This is a genomic window from Dyella telluris (assembly GCF_014297575.1).
Lineage (GTDB): Bacteria > Pseudomonadota > Gammaproteobacteria > Xanthomonadales > Rhodanobacteraceae > Dyella > Dyella telluris.
This window is the reverse complement of sequence record NZ_CP060412.1, coordinates 2915101-2935441: the sequence shown is the minus strand read 5'-3', so window position 1 is coordinate 2935441 and position 20341 is coordinate 2915101. Positions and strand designations below refer to the sequence as shown.

The window sequence follows — 20341 nt, the reverse complement described above, 5'->3', positions numbered from 1 at the left end:
TCAGCCCGGAAAGAAACGGGGCGCCTATGCGCCCCGTTTCCTTTGCAACTATTTCGGACGATCAGTGCGTCACTGCCGCCTTGTCGGCTGGCTTGGCCTGCTTCACGTAAGTCTCCAGCCAGCTATTCATCTCCGCGAGCATCTGCATGATCGACTCGCGTGCGCGATACGCGTGCGCTTCGTTCGGCAGCAGCACCAGGCGCGCGGTGCCACCCAGGCCCTTGATGGCCGCGTACATGCGTTCGCTCTGGATCGGGAACGTGCCGGAGTTGTTGTCCTGCTCACCGTGGATCATCAGCAACGCGTCCTTGATGTCCCCGGCGTAGTTGAACGGGGACATGGCGTTGTACACGTCGGTAGCCTGCCAGTAATTGCGCTCTTCCGACTGGAAGCCGAACGGGGTCAGCGTGCGGTTGTAGGCGCCGCTACGCGCAATGCCGGCCTTGAACAGGCGCGTGTGCGCGAGCAGGTTGGCAGTCATGAAGGCGCCGTAGGAATGCCCGCCCACCGCGATGCGGTTGCGGTCGGCGACGCCACGGCGCACCACTTCATCCACCGCCGCTTCCGCACTGGCGACCAGCTGCGGGATATACGTGTCGTTGGGCTCCTTGTTGCCCTCGCCCACGATGGGCACGGCGAAGTTGTCCAGCACCGTGTAACCCATGGTGAGGAAGGCCTGCGGGCCCCAGTAGCTGATGCGGTTGAAGCGATATGGAGAATCCCGCACCTGCCCTGCCGCATCGGCGGATTTGAACTCGGCCGGGTACGCCCACATCAGCATCGGGCGCGGGCCATCCTTCTTCGGGTTGTAGTTGGGCGGCAGGTACAGCGTGGCCGTGAGTTCCACGCCATCCTTGCGCTTGTAGCGGATCTGCTCCTTGGTCACGCCCTTCAGCTGGGGCAGCGGATTCGGAAAGTGCGTGAGTTCGCGCAGCTTGCCGTCGGCAGCCAGGTCGCGCACGTAGTAGTTGGTCGGCTCGTTGGGCGATTCACGCGAGATCAGCGCGCGCTTGCCTTCCGCGTCCAGCAGCACGTGCGGATCTTCGAAGTACGGTGCTTTCGACTGGAACAAGCGCGTGCTCTGCCCGGAAACCAGGTTCACGCGATCGATGAACGGACGGTCGCCTTCGGGCGATGCACCCTGGCCGAGGCGGTAAATGCTCTGGCCGTCAGCGGTGACGACGAGGCGCGATTCACCGTGTTCGTCCGGCATGGTCGCCGGCTTGCCGGGATCGCGGTAGCGATCTTCGGACGAGCCTTCGCGCACCAGCACCGGTGCCTGCGCAGGCTGGTCGGGCGACACGCGCCACTCCTTCACGTGACGGGTCTTCCACCAGAATTCGTCCACCAGCGCCAGGCTGCCGTTGGCCCAATAGGCGCCGGCATAGCGGCTGCCCAGCCTGGCCAGCGTCACGGGCGCCTGGTCGAACGGTGCGGCCTGCATTTGCACGATGTCACGGATGTCCGCCTTGCGCGCGGGGTCGCCGCCATCCTGCGCCTCGGCCCACACCAGCGTGGCCGGCGCATCGGCGCGCCAGTCGATATCGCGCACACCGGTGGGCACGGCGTCATTGCCCGTGGGCAGGCCTTCTACCAGCGGCAGGTGCGCGATTTCCCTGACCAGCTTGCCGTCGCGGTCAAGCACTTCGATGCGCTGCGGGAAGCTGTCCACCGGCACCAGGTAAGAGAACGGACGCTCCACGCGCTGGCGCAGCAGATAACGGCCATCCGGCGAGGGCTCGATCGATGTGGTCAGCGCGGGTTCGCCGAGCGGCGTGACCTTGCCATCCAGATCCACCAGCGCCGATTGCGAGCGCAGGTAGTACTCGAACAGCTTCGCGTCGTCTTCGTTGCGCAGCATGTCCTGATAGGTGCGGATCGCCTTGACGCCAGCGCCGGCCTGCGTCTGCTGTGTGTCCGGACCGGTGGGGATGATGCTGGCCACGGGCGCGGCGCCCTGCCCCTGTGGCTGCAGCTGTACCAGCAGCTGCTTGCCGTCAGGCATCCAGCGATAGCCGCGGCCGGCCACCGTATTGAGCGGCAGCGAGATCAGGCGGCGGGCCGAGCGCGCGGCCACGTCCACGATCCACAACTCGTTGGTGCCTGCACGCGCATCGACCTGGTTGAAAGCCAGGTAACGCTGGTCCGGCGACCACGCCGAGGTGGCAATGGACAAGGGCTTTGGCAGACCGGTCAGGCGGATCTCCTTGCCCGTGCCCACGTCCATCAGCCACAGGTCGGTGCCGAACACGAACCGGCTCTGCGCGTAGGTGCGCGGGTTGATGCGCAGGCCGGCCAGCTTCAGTTCGGGCTGCGCCACCACATCGATGCCTGGCAACGCCGGCGTCTGGGTCAGTGCCAGCAGGTCACGGTGCGGGCTGATCGAGAGCTGCGGCGGTCGCGGCGCATCCACCAGTGCCTGCAGCGGCGCAGGCGGCGTGAGATAGCCCCCGGCAACCGCGCTGGCCGGCGCCCGGGGCGCCTGGTCGGCCGGCACCTGCGGCGAAACGGCCAGCAACAGGCCAACAAGAATGAAGCGGCGAAGCGCATTCGCCTTCGGTGGCAATTCCATCTGAGGCAATCCCCTGTGTCGTAAACCCTTGCGACATTAACGCCTTGATGTGTCGAAGAACCAGGCCATGAGTCACGGGTCCAACTGAACCCCCATCGCAGGTCCCGACGAAACCATCATCGGGGAACGCTATACTCGTCAATCCCGTCGAGGGGCGCTGCGACCGCGGCTTCGTGCATCACGAAACCCGGCCAGGCTCGACGGATTTCATTTGTAACGGCGCCCGGCCAACGATGCGACCCTCCCAGGTCGCAACAACCGGAGCTAAGCCACATGAACGCAGTTACCAAGAACTCCGCCGCGCAGGATTTCAAGGTCCGCGATATGTCCCTCGCCGACCTCGGCCGCCGCCGCATCCGCATGGCGGAAGAAGAAATGCCGGGCCTGATGCAGATCCGCGCCCGCTACGCCAAGGACAAGCCGCTGAAGGGCGTGCGCCTGTCCGGCTCCCTGCACTGCACGAAGGAAACCGCCGTGCTCGCCGAAACCCTGCGTGAGCTGGGTGCCTCGGTGCGCTGGGCCTCGTGCAACATCTTCTCGACGCAGGACGACGTCGCTGCCGCGCTCGCGGCTGGTGGCCTGCCGGTGTTCGCCTGGAAGGGCGAGACGCTGGAAGAGTACTGGCAGTGCACGCTGGACATGCTGACCCACCCGGGTGAGCTCGGCCCGCAGCTGATCGTGGACGACGGTGGCGACGCCACCCTGTTCATCCACAAGGGCGTGGAGCTGGAAGAAGGCAGCGACTGGGTCAACACGCCCAGCGGCAACCACGAAGAGCAGGTCATCAAGGACCTGGTGAAGCGCACCGAAGCGGAGCGTCCGGGCTGGTTCAAGAAGATCGCCGCCGAGTGGAAGGGCGTGTCCGAAGAAACCACCACCGGCGTGCACCGCCTGTACCAGCTCGCCGAAGCCGGCAAGCTGCTGGTACCGGCCATCAACGTCAACGACTCGGTGACCAAGTCGAAGTTCGACAACCTGTACGGCTGCCGCGAGTCGCTGGCCGACGGCATCAAGCGCGCGACCGACCTGATGGTTGCCGGCAAGGTGGCCGTGGTGTGCGGCTACGGTGACGTGGGCAAGGGTTGCGCACACTCGCTGAAGGGTTTCGGCGCCCGCGTGATCGTGACCGAGATCGACCCGATCAACGCCCTGCAGGCCGCGATGGAAGGCTTCCAGGTCACCACCATCGAAGACACGCTGGGCATCGGCGACATCTACGTCACCACCACCGGCAACAAGGACATCATCACGCTGGAGCACATGGCGGCGATGAAGAACAACGCGCTGGTGTGCAACATCGGCCACTTCGACAACGAGATCCAGATGGATCGCCTGAACACCGCCAAGGGCGTGTCGCGCGAGACCATCAAGCCGCAGGTGGATCGCTACACCTTTGAAAAGACCAACCACAGCATCTACATGCTGGCCGAAGGCCGCCTGGTGAACCTGGGCTGCGCCCATGGCCACCCGAGCTTCGTGATGTCCAACAGCTTCTCCAACCAGACGCTGGCCCAGCTCGACCTGTGGGCGAACAAGGACACCTACGAGAATACGGTGTACCGCCTGCCGAAGAAGCTGGACGAAGAAGTGGCTCGCCTGCACCTGGAGCAGATCGGCGTGAAGCTGACCAAGCTCACCCAGGAACAGGCCGACTACATCGGCGTGCCGGTGGAAGGTCCGTACAAGCCGGATCACTACCGCTACTGATCGCACTTTCGGGTGAATCGAAAAGGCCGCCGCAAGGCGGCCTTTTTTCGTGCATCTCGCCGACAGGGTCGCGCACAAGTGCGCTCCTACAGAAGAACGTCCTTGTAGGAGCGCACTTGTGCGCGACCCCCTCACCGCATCGCCGGCCCGCAGCCCAACCACCCCATCACCCCGTGAAACGCCGGCACCTGCATAAGCCACGGCGCACTCATGGTCAACACGCCAGCCATCAGCACGAAGGCCGCTGCGCTTCGCCGCGCCCCCGCCTGCTGCAACCACCGCCCGACACGCGCGCCCGACCACGTCAGCGGCACCATCACCAGCCACGTGCCGATGCCGAACACCGCCATGGTCATGGCGCCTTTGAGTGCGCTCGCCTGCAGCCACGCCGCTGCCAGCATGGTGGCGCTGAGTCCGCAGGGCATCCAGCCCCACAGCATGCCGGCAAGCAGGCGTCGCCATGCGGTATCCGCCGGCAACAGGCGCCGCTGCCATGGCTGCAGCCAACGCCACAGGTGAACGCCGGGGCGCCCAAGGAATCGGAGCCGCCCCTTCTGGTCCAGCAGACGCAGTGCCACGACGATCAGCACCATCCCCATCGCCACCCGCGCCGCGATCACCAGCCCATGCCACTCGAACAGGCGCAACACGCCGTCGCCCAGCCCTCCCACTAGCGCACCTGCCAGCAGATAGCCCAGCACGCGACCGGCATTGAGTTGCAGCGATGCGGCAAGACCGTGGCGCGGTGACCACATGGAGAAACCCGTGGCGATGCCGCCGCACATCGCCGCGCAATGCACGCCGCCCAGCAACCCGCTCAGCAACGCCGTCGACAACGCCAACACGTCAATCAGCATGGACATCGCTACCGCTTTTCGGCGTCTTCGCCGCAGACGGGACACCAGGCCGCTCGTCGTCGTGAAGAATGTCCAGCGCCGGCGTGTCCATGTCGTCGAACTGCCCGCGACGGACCGCCCAGACGAAGGCACCTATCGCCAGCGCAAGCAACATCAGACTCAACGGAACAAGCATGAGCAGGATGATCACGACGCGGGCCCGGCCTTCGAATGCCGCATCAGGCGCAACGCATTGGCGGTGACGGTAAGCGACGACAGCGCCATGCCAAGCGCCGCGAGCGCCGGCGTCACGTGCCCGCTTATCGCCAAAGGCAGGGCGAGCAGGTTGTACCCCACCGCCCAGGCGAAGTTCTGCCGGATGACGTGCCGGGTGCGACCGGCAAGCCGGATGGCCGCGGGAATGCGCAGCAGCGACGGCGAGGTCAGCACCATGTCCGCCGCGCGTTGCGCGAGCGACGCGCCGTCGCCCATGGCCACGGAGACATCCGCGCCGGCAAGCACGGGCGCATCATTGAGGCCATCGCCAATCATCGCCACCACGCGGCCCTGCGCCTGCAGCGCGCGCACCAGCGCCAGCTTGTCTTCGGATGACTGCCTCGCACGAGCATCCTCCAGCGAAAACAGACGCTTCAGTCGCACTACCGCGCCTGCCCCGTCACCGCTGGCGAGATGAATGCGCAGTCCGAGCTTGCGCAAGGCCGTGATGGTTTCCGCCGCGTGCGGGCGCAGGCTTTCCTGAATGCAGAAACGCGCGACCACACGTTCGCCATCGCCCAGCCAGAGCTGGCCGTCGTCGTCGCGGGCGCCGGCAAACGATGCTCGACCCAGCCGCCAGTCGCGACCATCGACACAGCCCATGACACCCTGCCCGGTGACCTCCCGCATGCCTTCCACCTGCAGCGAGGTCGCCTGATTGGCGAATGCCTCGGCCATGGGATGGCGGCTGTCCTGCTCAAGCGCCGCGGCGATCTGCATCGCCAGCGCCGGGTCAAACCCGTCGAACGCGCGGACCTCATCCACCGCCAGCTGCACGCTGGTCAACGTCCCCGTCTTGTCGAATACCACATCGGTCGTACGCGCAAGATGCTCCAGACTGCCCGAGCGCACCGACAGCACGCCCATGCGCGCCAGCGCGCCGTGGCTCGCCGCCAGCGCCGCGGGAACGGCCAGCGAAAGCGCACACGGGCAACTCACCACGAGCAGGGACAGGGTCACCTCGAAGGCACGCGTCGGGTCGTGCAGTCGCCACAACACGTAGACCACCACGGCCAGCACAATCAGCACGGCTACGAACACCTGGCCAATACGGTCTGCGACACGCGCCAGCGGCGGCCGCTGCGACTGCGCCTGCTCGACCAGCCTGGTCAGGTGCGACAGACGCGTTGCGCTGCCCACCTGCGTGGCGAGGATGCGCGCCGGGGTCTCCCTGCAGGTGGTGCCCGCGTAGATGGCCGCACCTTGTGCCCGGCTCACCGGTCGCGCCTCGCCAGTGAGCAAGGCCTCCTCAAACGATGCATGGGCATCGAGCAGGGTGCCGTCCACAGGCACCACGTCACCCACTGCTACGCAGGCGATATCCCCCGCCACCAACGACGCCACCGGTACGGTGACGCGATGACCATCGGCCTGCTCCTTCACGGCAAGCATGGGGCGCGCACGCGCCAGCGCGTCCACCTGTGCACTGGCAATGCGGCGCGCGCGCTGCTCCAGCAAGCGCGCGGTGAGCAGCAGGAACACGAACATCGTCGCGGCGTCATACCAGACCTGCGCGCCGCCGCGCAGCGTTTCCACCACGCTCGCCAGGTACGCCAGAAGGGTCGAGACCGCAATCAACGTATCCATGCCGGGGTGGCGCTGCCGCAGTTCGCGCCAGCAACCTTGCAGAAACGGCCACCCGGCGTAGAACACCACCGGCGTGGCGACCAGCAGCGCCACCCAACGGAAGAAGTCGCGCGTCGCCCCCGCCATGTGGTGTCCGAAATCCAGATACAGGGCTTCGGAAAACATCATGGTCTGCATGGCGCCCAGGCCTGCCACACCAAGCCGCATCAACCACCGGCGCTGCTCGGCCACGCGTTCGCGTTCACGCGCGGCACCGGTCGCCAGATAGGGGCGATAACCGAGCATCGCCAGCCGGGCGAGCAACGACGAGAGCCGGGTCGCGGCCGGATCCCAAACGATGCGGATGCGTCCCGTGACCGCATTGGCGCCCACGTCGAGTACCCCGGGTTCGCCATGCAGCGCCCGGTCGATCAGCCAGGCACACGCGGCACAACGCATGCCGTCGGTAAGCAGGGTGATTTCCAGGCCGCCGGCCACCGGCACGGCATGCTCGCCGAGCAGGTCGTCGCGATCCCAGCTGGACAGATCGGGCAGCTCGTCGACCCGCGCACCGGCCACACTGCGCAAGCGGTAGTAATCGTTCAGCGCCGCTTGCCGGATCCAGTCGGCGGCGGCCGCGCAACCATGGCAACAGAAGGCCTGCGGTCGGTCATCGACATCAAGCCATACCGGCAATCGCGGCAGGCTTTCACCGCAGTGGAAGCAGGCCACAACCTGACCCGCCGCGCCGATATCGACAGCGGTGTCCACGATCAGGGCGTCAGGCGGGCGAATCGCGCCTGTGCCGCCCAATGCCCGCGCAGCAACCACGCCGCGTTTTCCGGCCGCAGTTCTACCAGCCAGTCGTGACCGCCATCCAGCGAACCCACGCCACGCCAGCCCAGTTCACTGGGCGAGAGCTGGATGACCTGGCCATGGTTTGCCGGCTCGCTGGAGGTGATGGTCAACCTGAGCTTGCCGCCGCGGGGAAAGTCACCATCCATGGGCACGGCCTCGATCATGTCGCCCTTGATGCGCAACACGAGCCCCTTGGTGGCGACTTGCGCGGGTAACTCGCGATCTTCCGCTGCCACCAGCAACTTGCCGACCCTGGTCACGCGGCCCACGGTTTCCATGTCTTCCTGCCCCGGATGCACGGCGGCGAACAGCAGGGCAAAGCCGATGGCGACCGACGCCAACGGCAGCCCCACCAGCAGCCACACCATGGGTTCGCGCCAGGTACTGCGTGTCTGAGTCATGGGAGTGGTCCAAAGAAACTGCTTTTGACGGAAACCGACGCATCGCTGTCGAGGTCACGCACGAGGAAGGTCACGTCGTGCCGTCCGCTCACCTCCGATGTCGTCGCCACGGTGATCGGCACCGACAGGACTTCGCCGCTGCCTGCCATGATGGTTTTCGCGCCGCCGATAAGGCCCAGCCCGTTCACGTCGGCAGGGGCCACGTCGATCTGGAAGCGATGAGGCTGCTGTGCCTTGTTCACCAGCTTGAGCGTGTAGGCATTCTGGATGCCGCCGCTCACCGTCTCGCTATACATCGCGTTGCGGTCGCGCAACACCTCGGCCATCAACGAGCTGCGATGGGTGACGCCATAGAACCAGCCGCCCATCAGTGCCAGCAGAAGCGCGCCATACACGAAGACGCGTGGTCGAAGCACCCTTCCCGGCTTGCCGTCGATCTGGTTCTGCGTGCTGTAACGGATCAGGCCACGGGGATAGCCCACCTTCCCCATCACCTCGTCACAGGCGTCGATGCAGGCGCCGCAGGCAATGCATTCGTATTGCAGCCCGTTGCGAATGTCGATGCCGGTGGGGCATACCTGCACGCAGATAGTGCAATCCACGCAGTCACCCAGCTCCTCGATCGTAAACTTCGGCAAGGGCTCCGCCGTATCACCCCGGCCCGCGAGGGCAATGGTGCCACCTGCCTGCGCGCGATGATCGGCCGCTGACGGATGCAGGCTGGCGCGGAACACATAGTCGTATGCCGTGACTTTTTCGAGCAGACCCCGCGCCCGCTCGAGCACACTCTGCAGGCCTCGCTTGCGCGCACCGCGCGGCTCGCCGCGCATGGGATCGTAAGCAATGATCAGCGTATTGCGATCGAACATCGCACTCTGGAAACGCGCGTACGGACACATGTACTTGCACACCTGTTGCCGCAGGAAGCCTGCGTTGCCCCAGGTCGCAAAGGCGTAGAACAGGATCCAGAACGCCTCCCACCCGCCCCAGCCAGACGGCATGCGACGGGCGAGGTCGCCAATCGGACTGAAGTAGCCCACGAAGGTGAAGCCCGTCCACAGGGAGAACAACGCCCAGGTGGCGTGACGGCTGCTTTTGCGAAGAACCTTTTCGCGCGTCCACGGACCCGCGTCGAGCTTCATGCGCTTGTTGCGGTCACCCTCGAACCAGCGCTCGATCCACAGCGACACTTCCGTCCACGCGGTCTGGGGACAGGCGTAACCACAGAACAACCGCCCTGCCAGCGCGGTAAAGAAGAACAGGGCCAGTGCCGCGATGATCAGCAGAACTGCCAGAAAGAGAAAGTCCTGCGGCAGGAACAGCAGGCCGAAAATGTGGAACTTGCGCGCAGGAAGATCCAGCAGAACCGCTTGCCGTCCATGCCAGGTCAGCCAGGGGAACAGATAGAACATGCCGAGCAGCCACGCGACAGCCGCCACGCGAAGACGATTGAAACGTCCCGACACGTCACGCGGGTAGACCTTGCGTTCGCTGACGTAGTACGAATCGCTGGCATCATCGATGACCTGAAGCGGAATGCGGCGACTCATGGGTTCCTACCGAAACGCCCGGACCCGCTGCCCGGATGGCCGGGTCGCAGCAGGATCCAGGTGAACAGGCTCGACGACAGCGTCGACAGCCAGAACAGGAAGAAGCCCAGCGTGTAGCCAAGCTCCCGGCCGATCTGCAGCGAGGGAAAGGTGATGTCCCGCAATGCGATGGGGTCGATGATGCTGAAGAACACCACCGTCACCACGCCCGCGACGAAGAAGCTTGGCCACAGCAAGGCGCCCAGGCATTGCTGTATCGGCATGGAAGTATCGCGAGGCATGACGGTGGTATCCCGGTGGATCATTCCGCCACGACGGCACCAGCCGGGGGCGCATCCTTGTGTGGTGACAGCGTCCACACGTAAGCACCCACGAGGCGCGTGCGCGTATCGCCAAGGATCGGCTTCCACGCCGGCATCGCGCCCTGGCGACCTTCGTTAAGGGTCTTGCGCAACGAGGCCTTGCTGCTGCCGTAAAGCCAGTAGTTGTCGGTGAGATCCGGCGCGCCGACGACCTGGTTGCCCTTGCCCTGCGGGCCATGGCAGGCCACGCAGATGGTGGCAAACAGTTTCTCGCCGCGTTCGGTTGCTGCGTCCTTCGGCTGGTCGGGTCTGGACAGCGAAAGCACGTACGCAATGGTGTCGTCGACCGCGGTGGGACCACCTTGTGCGGTCAGCGTGGTGCCCCAGGCAGGCATCACGGCCTGACGGCCTTCCTGGATGGTCTCCAGGATGCGATGAGGCGTACCGCCCCAATGCCAGATGTCATCGGTAAGATCGGGAAAGCCGGTGGCGCCATGGCCGCTCGAACCATGACACGCCGCGCAGCGGTTGATGAAGATGGTTCGACCCATCGCGACGGCGCCCGGATCCTGGGCCAGCACGTCGATGGGTTTGCCCGCATAGAGCTTCAGCGCGTCGTCGAGGCGTGCGTTCTCCGCGGCTTCGTCCAGCGCCAGCTCCTTCTTCGAACTCCAGTTGCCGTAGCCGTGGAAGGTACCCACGCCAAACCACAGCAGGTAGCCCACCGCGAACACGATGGTGATGTAGAACAGGTTGATCCACCAGCGCGGCAGCGGCTTGTTGTATTCGGTGATGTCGCCGTCCCATACGTGGCCCGTTTCGTCGGGCCTGGGATCGGATGGGCTGCGCCTGGTGTTGCCGCGCAAGAGCCACACGCAACCAACCAGGTTGAGCACCACGATGGCGATGACGTACCAGGTCCATCCGGAAGTCATGCGGTCTCCTCCTTGTCATCGTCCAGCGGCATCTGGGCCGCTGCGTCCATCGCCGGCTTCACGCTCGGCCGCCACAGCCAGATGCTGCCTCCCACGAAGAGCACCAGCAGGACGGCGGTAATCAGTCCAGGCACCATCTCACTCCACTCCTTCGGCAGCCTGCATGTCGGCCTGCGACACGTGCGTGCCCAGCGCCTGCAGGTAGGCGATCACGGCATCGAGTTCGGTCTTGCCTTCGACCGCCTTGGCTGCGCCAGCAATGTCCTCGTCGCTGTAGGGGTCGCCGATACGCTTGAGCGCACGCATGTGCTGCGCGACTTCGGTGCCATCCAGCTTGTTTTGCGCGAGCCATGGGTAGGCCGGCATATTGGATTCGGGCACGACATCGCGCGGGTTGTGGAGATGCGCGCGATGCCAGTCGTCGGAATAGCCGCGCAGGCCGACGCGGGCCAGATCCGGGCCAGTGCGCTTGCTGCCCCATTGGAACGGATGGTCATAGACCGATTCGCCCGCCAGCGAATAATGGCCGTAACGCTCCGTTTCAAAGCGCAGCGTGCGCACCATCTGCGAGTGGCAGTTGTAGCAGCCCTCGCGCACGTACACGTCGCGGCCCGCCAACTCCAGCGCGGGATACGGCTTGATGCCGGGCAAAGGCTTGATGGTTTCGGCCTGGAACATCAGCGGCACGATCTCGGCGAGGCCGCCAAAGGAGACGGCCACGGCCACCAGGATGGCCATGAGGCCGATGTTCTTTTCGAGTTTCGCGTGTGTCTGACTCATGTCTGTTCCCTCAGGCACGGGCGTCGGCGGCATCGGGCGCCAGCAGCGGTTGCGGCTCGGTGCTCGCGGCAGCCATGCGGAAGGTCTTGAACACGTTCCAGCCCATCACGAACATGCCGGACAACACGATCAGGCCACCACCCAGACGGAACAGGTAGTAAGGCCTGGTGGCGTTGAGCGCTTCGACGAACGAGTAGACCAGCGTGCCGGTATCCGGATCGGTGGCGCGCCACATCAGGCCCTGCGTGACACCGGCGATCCACATGGCGGCGATGTACACGACCACGCCAATGGTGTGCAGCCAGAAGTGCAGGTCGATCAGCTTGATCGAGTACATCTTCGGCAGCCGCAACAGGCGCGGCAGCATGGCGTAGATCGAACCGATCGAAATCATGGCGACCCAGCCCAGCGCACCGGCGTGCACGTGACCGATGGTCCAGTCGGTGTAGTGGCTGAGTGAGTTGACCGTCTTGATCGACATCATCGGCCCCTCGAACGTGCTCATCATGTAGAACGAGAGCGAGACGACGAGGAACTTGAGAATGGGATCGGTGCGCAGCTTGTACCAGACACCGGACAGGGTAAGGATGCCGTTGATGGCACCACCCCACGACGGCGCCAGCAGCACCAGCGAGAACACCATGCCCAGGTTCTGCGCCCAGTCCGGCAGGGCCGTGTACTGCAGATGGTGCGGGCCAGCCCACATGTAGATGGCGATCAGTGCCCAGAAGTGCACGATCGACAACCGATACGAGTAGATCGGTCGCTCGGCCTGCTTGGGCACGAAGTAATACATCATGCCGAGGAAGGCCGTGGTCAGGAAGAAACCCACGGCGTTATGGCCGTACCACCACTGCACCATCGCATCGACCGCACCCGAGTACACCGAGTACGACTTGAACCAGCCGGCCGGGATAGCGACGTTGTTGACCACGTGGAGCAGCGCGATGGTGATGATGTACGCGCCGTAGAACCAGTTGGCGACGTAGATGTGCTTCACCTTGCGCCTGGCGATGGTGCCGAAGAACAGCACCGCGTAGGCCACCCATACGATGGTGATCAGCAGGTCGATGGGCCACTCGAGTTCCGCGTATTCCTTGCCCTGCGTGTAGCCCAGCGGCAGGGTAATGGCGGCAGCCACGATGACCAGTTGCCAGCCCCAGAACACGAACGAGGCGAGCTTGTCGGAGATCAGCCGTACATGGCAGGTGCGCTGCACCGTGTACAGGCTGGTGGCGAACAGGGCGCTGCCACCGAAGGCGAAGATCACCGCATTGGTGTGCAGCGGACGCAGCCGGCCGTAGCTCAGCCAGGGCACGTCGAAATTGAGGGCGGGCCAGTACAGCTGGGCGGCGATGACCACGCCCACCAGCATGCCGACCACACCCCAGACCACGGTCATGACAGAGAACTGTCGTATGACCTTGTCGTTATAACTCCCCTCGACGCCCGCCATGAAGCCCACTCCTGGACATAACTGAACGGCGGGAAGTCTGGGGGGCGGCTCTGGACCGCCATTTGATCTGGATCAACGACATGCCGGAGAGGCCCTGTCGCGGTTTGTCGCAGGCAGACAAATCTCAGGCTTTACCACCCCAGTTCGCTCAAATATCTCTCCATCGCGAAAAAGAGATATATACTCCGGACACTGCCTCCCTCCGGATCGCCTCGATGCCACCCATCAGCTTTGAGTTCTTCCCGCCCAAGACCGACGAACAGCGCGCCCAACTCGACCAGGCTGCGAATCTGCTCAAGGCGCACGTGCCTGAATACGTATCGGTGACGTTCGGCGCGGGCGGGTCCACGCTGAGCTATACGGGGGAAACGGTGCATCGCCTGCATGCCACGCACGGGCTGGCGGTGGCGCCGCATCTTTCCTGCGTGGGTGGCACCCGCGCCGAGCTGGCGGCCTTGCTTGATGACTATCGCGCCGCCGGCTACCGCCGCATCGTGGCGCTGCGCGGCGACCTGCCCTCGGGCATGGCCACGCCGGGCGACTTCCGTTATGCCTCGGAGCTGGTGCGTTTCATCCGCGAGCACTCGGGCGACCACTTCCACATCGAGGTGGCGGCCTATCCGGAAACGCACCCGCAAGCCGACGACGCGCTGGCCGACCTGCGCCACTTCAAGACCAAGGTGGACGCCGGCGCCAATGGCGCCATCACGCAGTACTTCTTCAACCCCGATGCGTACTTCCGTTTCGTCGACGACGTGCAGCGTCTGGGTGTGAACGTGCCCATCGTGCCGGGCATCATGCCCATCGCGAATTTCTCGCAACTCAAGCGCTTCTCCGACATGTGCGGCGCGGAAATCCCGCGCTGGATCGCCAAGCGCATGCAGGCACACGGAGACGATGCGGCGTCGGTACGCGAACTGGGCGCCGATGTGGTGGCGCAGCTGTGTCGCCGCCTGCTCGACGGCGGTGCCCCGGGCCTGCACTTCTACACCTTGAATCGCGCCCGAGCGACGCGCGCGATCCTCGACCGGTTGCACGGATAACTGCCGCGGCCGGGCGTAAGCTTGGCGGATGAAACGAGTCTGGCTGGCGCTGTTGCTGTTCCTGCTGCCCCTTTGCGCCATGGCGCAGGACGGCATTCACCGCTGCATCGGCCCCGATGGCAATCCGTTGTTCACCGACCAGCCTTGCGCTGCCTTGCAGGCGACGCCGGTGAACACGCCATCGCCAACGGCCACCGCGCCGGTGACGCAAGGCACTCCCACCACAGCCACCGCACCGCCTGCGATCACCTGCGCCGGATCGGTCAGCGACCTGCGGCAGAGCATGGTCGATGCGTTCGCCACGCGTGATCCGAATCGACTGGCGGGCCTGATGATCTGGAACGGCTACGGACGCGATGCCGTGGTGGCCGACATCCGCTCACTGGGATCGCTGATGCAGCGCCCCCTGCTGGATATCAAGACGTCGGACGAGGACGATCCGCCCCCGCCGGCGACCAGCATAGGCACTGACGCGCCGGATGATCATGCGGCCGCAAAACCACGCCCGGGCGAGGCCGACCAGCTGATCGTGCATACCGCCGGCAACGACGGCAGCGGCGCGCCGCATGAAAGCCGCTTCACCATCGTGCGTCGCTCGGGTTGCCTCTGGTTGCGCGCCGCCGGCTGACCCCCGACTTTGGTGCTACGCAAAATCGCGGAAAGGACGCGCGCGGTATCATGGCGCGATTTTTTCCCCCGGAGATCCCCCCATGGCGCAGCAGTACCCCGACTGGATCTGGCAGAACGGCACCATCAAGCCCTGGCAGGACGCCACCGTCCACGTGATGGCGCACGCCCTGCACTACGGCTCCTCGGTATTCGAGGGCATCCGCAGCTACGCAACGCCGGATGGCGCGGCCATCTTCCGCCTGACCGATCACCTCAAGCGCCTGTACCAGTCGGCCAAGATCTACGACATGGTCCTGCCCTATTCGCAGGACGAGCTGGCCGCGGCCTGCCGCGAGGTGGTGCGCAAGAACGGCCTGTCCGCCGCATACCTGCGTCCGGTCGCGTATCGCGGCCTGGGCGGCTTTGGCCTGTCGGCCGAGACGCCGATCGACGTGGCCGTCGCCGCCTGGGCCATGGGCCCCTACCTCGGCCCCGAAGCTCTGGAAACCGGTATCGAGGCCTGCGTGTCGAGCTGGCAGCGCTTTGCACCGAACACCATTCCGGCCGGCGCCAAGGCCGGCGGCAATTACCTCTCTGGCCAGCTGATCGCGCGCGAAGCGCGCCGCCTGGGCTTTGGCGAGGGCATCGCCATGGCGTCCACCGGCCTGCTCAGCGAAGGCGCCGGCGAGAACCTGTTCCTGGTGTTCGATGGCGTGCTGCACACCACGCCGGCCAGCGCCTCCATCCTCACCGGCATCACGCGCGACACGCTCAAGACGCTGGCCCACGAGGACGGCATTGAAGTGGTCGAGCGCGACATCCCGCGCGAATACCTCTACCTGTGCGACGAACTGCTGATGTGCGGCACGGCGGCGGAAATCACCCCGATCCGCTCGGTGGACGGCAAGCAGATCGGCAACGGCAAGGCCGGCCGCGTCACGCGACGCCTGCAGGAGCTGTTCTTCGGCCTGTTCACCGGCAAGACCAACGACCAGTGGGGTTGGCTGGAGCCGCTGTAAGCCGCTACAAAAAAAGCGCCCGACGTCACGCGGCGGGCGCTTTTTTTTTGCTTGTCGTTCCGGCGCTGGCTGGAATCCAGTAGCCGGAACGTCGTTTAAAGGCAACAACCTGGCACTGACGTCACTGGATTCCGGCCTGCGCGGGAGGAATGACGGGCGAGCGCAAAGCGGCAGGCCGAGCCGTGTTGCCTACTTGAATACAATGCTCGCGACGGCGCCGTTCGTACCGGTGCGCGGACGCATCGAGACATCCCAACCGTAGAGATCGCACAGGCGACGCACGATCGCCAGGCCCAGGCCCGCACCGCTGCCGCCCGCGCCTTCGCCACGCACGCCGCGCTGGAACAGGCGCTCCGCATCCTCGGGCTTGATGCCCGGACCGGTGTCGATCACCTCGATGCGGTCGCCGCTCACCTCCACGGTGACGCGCCCTTCGAGCGTGTACTTGATGGCGTTGCCGATCAGGTTGGTCAGCGCCACCGCCAGCACCGATGCCGGCGCATTGATGCTTACCGGCTGCCTGACGATCAACTCCACTTCCAGCGGCTTGTCGCGCATCTGCGGACGCTGGCTTTCGATGACGTCCGAGGCCACTTTCGCCACTTCCGTGGTTTCGCCACGGGTCGGGCCACGTCGCTCCGCACGGGAGAGCAGCAGCAAGGCCTCGATCAGCTCGGTAGCCTGGCGCGAGGAACGCTCGATGCGCTTGAGGCGCTCGCGCAGTTTGTCGGTCAGGTCGGGCGAGCCCTGCAGCAGCTCGGTGGTGCTGGAAATGACGGCCAGTGGCGTACGCAGCTCGTGGCTCACGTCGGAATTGAATTCGCGGTCGCGCTCGACCATGGCGGTGAGTCGCTGCGAGTACTCGTCCAGCGCCAGTGCCAGCTCGCCCACTTCGTCGTCGGCAAAATCCGGCGCCAGCGGTTCGGCCTTGCCGGTCTTGCGGAAATCCCGCAGCCGGCGCGCCAGCTCGCTCACCGGCTTGAGCACCTTGCGCGAAAGCCAGAAACCAAGCACCAGCGACAACAGGCCGAACAGGAACACGGCGCCGATCACGCTGATGATCAGCTGCTGCTTGCCCAGCTCTTCGCGCGACACGTCGTAGCGCAGAAAGCTGATGATGCCGTTTTCCCGATAAACGGCCAGTTTGTAGTGACGACGCTGGCCGTCCTGGTCGTTCTCGTAGATGTCGTGGACGCCGTTGTCCAGGTTCTGCCACGACAGCGGCGCCCGATAAATGGTGCGATCGCTGTACATGCTGCCGGTCAGCAGGCGCGACCCCGCGGGCGTCCCCGGGTGCTGCTGGGCCTGCTGGTTGGCCCAGCGGGCGTCGTCCAGCAGGCTGGAGTTGACCAGCTGGTCCTCCACCCGGGTGCGGATGTTGAGCGCGGCAAAAGCGAACAACGCGCTGAGGCCGAAGCCGAACAGCGCGAAGGAGACAATCAGGCGAAACCTGAGCTTACGCCTGGACTGCATCCGGTTCGACCATCCGGTATCCGATGCCATGCCGCGTATGGATCAGCGGCTTTTCGAAAGGCTTGTCGATGGCTGCGCGCAGGCCATGGATGTGCACGCGCAGCGAATCGCTGTCGGGCAGCTCTTCGCCCCACACGCGCTGCTCCAGATCCTGGCGGGTCACCACCGAGGGGCTGGCCTCCATCAGCGCCTGCAGAAGCTTCAGGCCGATCGGGTTGAGCTGGATCGACTTGCCTTCGCGGGTCACGGTGAGCGTGTCGAGGTTGTAGGTGAGGTCGCCCACCTTCAACACGCGGCTCTGTGGGCCCTTGCCGCGACGGGCCAGCACTTCCAGGCGCGCCGCCAGTTCCTGCAGGGCGAACGGCTTGGTCATGTAGTCGTCGGCACCCGACTCGAACCCGGTGAGCTTCTGCTCCAGGGCGTCGCGGGCGGTCAACATGAGGATGGGTGTCTGCTTGTGCGCTTCATGGCGCAGCTTGCGGGCAACATCCAGGCCGTCCATGCCGGGCAGCGTGAGATCGAGCACGATCACGTCGAAATCATGCACCACGGCCAAGTGCAGGCCGGTTACGCCATCGCCGGCGAAATCGACCACATGGCCGCGGTCTTCCAGATAATCGCCGATGTTGGTGGCGATATCGCTGTTGTCTTCGATCACCAGTACGCGCATGCGTCCTCCATACGCAGCCAGCATCAGGGCCGGCCGAGGGCACAAGCTTAACAAGCTTGCGCGGGGGAAAGGGGCCCGGGCAGGCAAGAAGCTGAACGAAAGAGAAGAGCAGGCAAGAAAAAAGCCCAGGCTGGTCGACTCGTGGTCGCTCGCCTGGGCCCAAGCTACTGCCCCGATACCGAAACCTGCTGTCACCAGACCTTGCGGAAGTGCCAACAAATCGCAGTGGGATCTTTATAGGAGCGGCGCGGTTACACGAGGGTTAACCGGTACTCACATCGCCGTTAACCGTTCAGCCGCCGCCGCGCGGATTCTGGACCTTCATCATGTCCTGCTTCATGCGCTGCGACTGATCGTTTTCTTCGTCGATCTGGCGCTGGGTCTTGCACACCGTCTTGGGAATGTTCGAACCCATCGGCTTGATTTGTTCACAGATTTCACGGTCCGCATCGTGACTCGTCAGGATGGCGTTCACTTCGGACTGGTTGTTGTACAGCGCGACCTTCGAAGACTGGTCCATGGCGTCGACCGAACCAAACTTGTCGTACAGCGACTCCATGTTGCCGAGATCGCGGTTGACCTTTTCCTGGTCGGGCTTGGCCACGGAGGCGAACCGACCACCGGGAGCCATCTGCTGACGAACATGATCGGCCACCGCGGCGAATTCGTCCTTGGTATTGGCCTTGACGTCAGGCTTGGTTTCCTTTGCGTGAACCGACGCCACCTGCAACACGAGCATCATCGCCGCCATGACCGGCAGCCAGTACTTGCGCTTCATTGAACTCCTCCATCCTGCCGCCTCCCCCCTCGGGATGCGCCTTGCAGGAACCCCGGATGGTAGGGCCGGGCCGGCCAGCCGGTCAAAATGCCGATTGGCGTAGGGTCTATGCGCGCTGCGAGCGGCGCCTGGCGGGGGTCTGGAGGGATGCGCCGGCCTCGGTTTCCAGGTAGTGGATGATGGCCCCAGCCACGTCCACGCCCGACGCCGATTCAATGCCTTCCAGGCCCGGCGAGGCGTTCACTTCGAGGATCAACGGCCCCCGCTTGGAGCGAAGCATGTCCACGCCGGCTACGCCCAGTCCCAGGGCCGAGGCGGCACGGACCGCGATGCGGCGCTCCTCGGCGCTTAGCGTGGCGGCCCGGGCCGTGGCGCCCCGATGGATATTGGCGCGGAACTCGCCGGGGCTGGCCTCGCGCTGCATGGCGGCGACCACCTTCTTGCCCACCACGAAACAACGCAGGTCGGTGCCCTTGGCCTCGGCGATGAACTCCTGCACGAGGAAGTTGGCATACAGGCCGCGGAAGGCCTCGATGACGCTCTGCGAAGCGCTGCGCTTTTCCGCCAGCACCACGCCCGTGCCCTGGCTGCCCTCGTTGAGTTTGATGACATGCGGCGGCTCGCCCAGCATGGCCAGCACATCGGCGGTGTCGTCCGGGTTGTCGCCGAACACGGTAGCCGGCATGGCCAGCCCCTTGGCGGCAAGGATCTGCAGCGAACGCAGCTTGTCGCGGGCACTGAGCACGGCGTCGGACGGGTTGGGCGTGTACACCCCCATCATTTCCAGCTGGCGCAGCACGGCGGTGCCGTAGAACGTGCTGGTGACGCCGATGCGCGGGATGACCGCATCGATGCCCTTGATCGCCTTGCCCTTGTAGCGGATGGACATGTTGCCCGGCGCGATGCGCACATAGCAGCGCAACGGGTCAAGCACGCGCACCACATGGCCGCGCTCACGCGCGACGTCGACCAGCCGCTGGGTCGAATAGAGCCGGGTGTTGCGCGAGAGAATGGCGATCTTCATGAAACACCCGTCGAGCCCGTCCGGATGAGGCGGGACTTGGAATAGGAAAGCGCAGGATCCACCACGAACCGCCCGTGCAGCGCACTGCGGCCGAGCAGCATGGGAAACAGCATATGACGCCTGTCGGTCAGATTGATGTCCACCGCAAAGCGTTCGCCGGCCAGCACCACGTCCGTGCGGATAAACCAGCGCATGGTGCGTCGCCCGCCGGTGTCCGTCACGACACGACGATCGAGTGCAAGGGTTTCGCAGGTCACCGCCACCTGATGGCGCCCGCCCACGGTGACTGAAAAGCGCAGCCAGGTATCGCCCGCCCGCTCAAAGCTTTCCAGCGCGTCGACATGCAGCGAACTGCTGCGCGCACCGGTATCGAGCTTGGCCTTGAGCAAGGGAATGCCGAGCATCGGCAATGCCAGGCGCTCCCGCCAGCCGAGGGTAGTCACATCCGCCATAGCAGGATTACGTGTAGGGGGCTCGGTGGGGTCG

General features: G+C 65.1%; 20 protein-coding genes and 1 riboswitch. Of the genes, 4 read left to right on the top strand and 16 right to left on the bottom strand.

All coding sequences use genetic code 11. From position 1 onward, the window contains the following. Positions 1 to 61: 61 nt before the first annotated feature. Positions 62 to 2572: a S9 family peptidase gene (locus tag H8F01_RS13005; RefSeq protein WP_187055530.1), complete on the bottom strand. Its 2511-nt coding sequence runs from the start codon at positions 2570 to 2572 to the stop codon at positions 62 to 64. 143 nt (positions 2573 to 2715) lie between these two features. Next, positions 2716 to 2804: riboswitch (S-adenosyl-L-homocysteine riboswitch) on the top strand. Between the two features lie 41 nt (positions 2805 to 2845). Between H8F01_RS13005 and ahcY the strand changes: the two genes are divergently transcribed. Further along, complete coding sequence (gene ahcY, locus H8F01_RS13000) at positions 2846 to 4279, top strand: adenosylhomocysteinase (protein WP_187055529.1); 1434 nt, start codon at positions 2846 to 2848, stop codon at positions 4277 to 4279. A gap of 131 nt (positions 4280 to 4410) precedes the next feature. Here the strand turns inward: ahcY and H8F01_RS12995 are convergent, their stop codons facing one another. From H8F01_RS12995 to ccoN, 10 genes are read right to left on the bottom strand one after another with little or no spacing between them, the layout of a single operon-like run. Beyond that, positions 4411 to 5142, bottom strand: a complete 732-nt coding sequence (locus H8F01_RS12995; RefSeq protein ID WP_238480975.1) for a sulfite exporter TauE/SafE family protein — start codon at positions 5140 to 5142, stop codon at positions 4411 to 4413. Continuing rightward, positions 5126 to 5326 carry a cbb3-type cytochrome oxidase assembly protein CcoS gene (gene ccoS, locus H8F01_RS12990; protein WP_187055528.1) on the bottom strand — a complete coding sequence of 67 codons (201 nt, stop codon included), beginning with the start codon at positions 5324 to 5326 and terminating at the stop codon, positions 5126 to 5128. The genes H8F01_RS12995 and ccoS overlap by 17 nt, the downstream gene beginning before the upstream one ends. Further along, entirely contained in the window at positions 5323 to 7728 is a 2406-nt protein-coding gene (locus H8F01_RS12985; RefSeq protein ID WP_238480974.1) for a heavy metal translocating P-type ATPase, read from the bottom strand. Before H8F01_RS12985 ends, ccoS begins: the two co-directional genes overlap by 4 nt. Positions 7729 to 7730: 2 nt before the next feature. Next, positions 7731 to 8216, bottom strand: a complete 486-nt coding sequence (locus tag H8F01_RS12980; protein ID WP_187055527.1) for a hypothetical protein — start codon at positions 8214 to 8216, stop codon at positions 7731 to 7733. Further along, a complete protein-coding gene (locus tag H8F01_RS12975; protein ID WP_187055526.1) occupies positions 8213 to 9766 on the bottom strand; it encodes a 4Fe-4S dicluster domain-containing protein in 1554 nt (517 codons plus the stop codon). The genes H8F01_RS12980 and H8F01_RS12975 overlap by 4 nt, the downstream gene beginning before the upstream one ends. Further along, positions 9763 to 10029 carry a hypothetical protein gene (locus H8F01_RS12970; protein ID WP_238480973.1) on the bottom strand — a complete coding sequence of 89 codons (267 nt, stop codon included), beginning with the start codon at positions 10027 to 10029 and terminating at the stop codon, positions 9763 to 9765. Before H8F01_RS12970 ends, H8F01_RS12975 begins: the two co-directional genes overlap by 4 nt. Before the next feature lie 38 nt (positions 10030 to 10067). Next, complete coding sequence (ccoP, locus tag H8F01_RS12965) at positions 10068 to 11003, bottom strand: cytochrome-c oxidase, cbb3-type subunit III (RefSeq protein WP_187055524.1); 936 nt, start codon at positions 11001 to 11003, stop codon at positions 10068 to 10070. Then, complete coding sequence (locus H8F01_RS12960) at positions 11000 to 11140, bottom strand: cbb3-type cytochrome c oxidase subunit 3 (protein ID WP_187055523.1); 141 nt, start codon at positions 11138 to 11140, stop codon at positions 11000 to 11002. Before H8F01_RS12960 ends, ccoP begins: the two co-directional genes overlap by 4 nt. A gap of 1 nt (position 11141) precedes the next feature. Further along, entirely contained in the window at positions 11142 to 11783 is a 642-nt protein-coding gene (ccoO, locus tag H8F01_RS12955) for a cytochrome-c oxidase, cbb3-type subunit II (protein WP_187055522.1), read from the bottom strand. A gap of 10 nt (positions 11784 to 11793) precedes the next feature. Beyond that, positions 11794 to 13239, bottom strand: coding sequence for a cytochrome-c oxidase, cbb3-type subunit I (gene ccoN, locus H8F01_RS12950; RefSeq protein WP_187055521.1), 1446 nt, complete (start codon positions 13237 to 13239; stop codon positions 11794 to 11796). A gap of 215 nt (positions 13240 to 13454) precedes the next feature. Between ccoN and metF the strand changes: the two genes are divergently transcribed. The 3 genes from metF to H8F01_RS12935 all read left to right on the top strand — a co-directional run bounded on the left by metF (position 13455) and on the right by H8F01_RS12935 (position 15910). Beyond that, a complete protein-coding gene (gene metF, locus H8F01_RS12945) occupies positions 13455 to 14282 on the top strand; it encodes a methylenetetrahydrofolate reductase [NAD(P)H] (protein ID WP_187055520.1) in 828 nt (275 codons plus the stop codon). A 28-nt stretch (positions 14283 to 14310) separates the two neighbouring features. Next, the gene (locus H8F01_RS12940; protein WP_187055519.1) at positions 14311 to 14910 is read left to right on the top strand and encodes a DUF4124 domain-containing protein; all 600 of its coding nucleotides are present in this window, start codon (positions 14311 to 14313) and stop codon (positions 14908 to 14910) included. 82 nt (positions 14911 to 14992) lie between these two features. Further along, a complete protein-coding gene (locus tag H8F01_RS12935; protein WP_187055518.1) occupies positions 14993 to 15910 on the top strand; it encodes a branched-chain amino acid transaminase in 918 nt (305 codons plus the stop codon). Positions 15911 to 16099: 189 nt separating this feature from the next. Here the strand turns inward: H8F01_RS12935 and H8F01_RS12930 are convergent, their stop codons facing one another. The 5 genes from H8F01_RS12930 to H8F01_RS12910 all read right to left on the bottom strand — a co-directional run bounded on the left by H8F01_RS12930 (position 16100) and on the right by H8F01_RS12910 (position 20307). Then, positions 16100 to 17383 (bottom strand): sensor histidine kinase, encoded by a 1284-nt coding sequence (locus H8F01_RS12930; protein ID WP_187055517.1) that lies wholly within the window; start codon positions 17381 to 17383, stop codon positions 16100 to 16102. Then, positions 17367 to 18053 (bottom strand): response regulator transcription factor, encoded by a 687-nt coding sequence (locus H8F01_RS12925; RefSeq protein ID WP_019466282.1) that lies wholly within the window; start codon positions 18051 to 18053, stop codon positions 17367 to 17369. The genes H8F01_RS12930 and H8F01_RS12925 overlap by 17 nt, the downstream gene beginning before the upstream one ends. Positions 18054 to 18345: 292 nt before the next feature. Next, positions 18346 to 18831, bottom strand: coding sequence for a hypothetical protein (locus H8F01_RS12920; RefSeq protein WP_187055516.1), 486 nt, complete (start codon positions 18829 to 18831; stop codon positions 18346 to 18348). 106 nt (positions 18832 to 18937) lie between these two features. Further along, positions 18938 to 19855 carry a 30S ribosomal protein S6--L-glutamate ligase gene (gene rimK / locus H8F01_RS12915; protein ID WP_187055515.1) on the bottom strand — a complete coding sequence of 306 codons (918 nt, stop codon included), beginning with the start codon at positions 19853 to 19855 and terminating at the stop codon, positions 18938 to 18940. Beyond that, complete coding sequence (locus H8F01_RS12910; protein WP_187055514.1) at positions 19852 to 20307, bottom strand: ATP-dependent zinc protease family protein; 456 nt, start codon at positions 20305 to 20307, stop codon at positions 19852 to 19854. Before H8F01_RS12910 ends, rimK begins: the two co-directional genes overlap by 4 nt. Between the last annotated feature and the right edge of the window lie 34 nt (positions 20308 to 20341).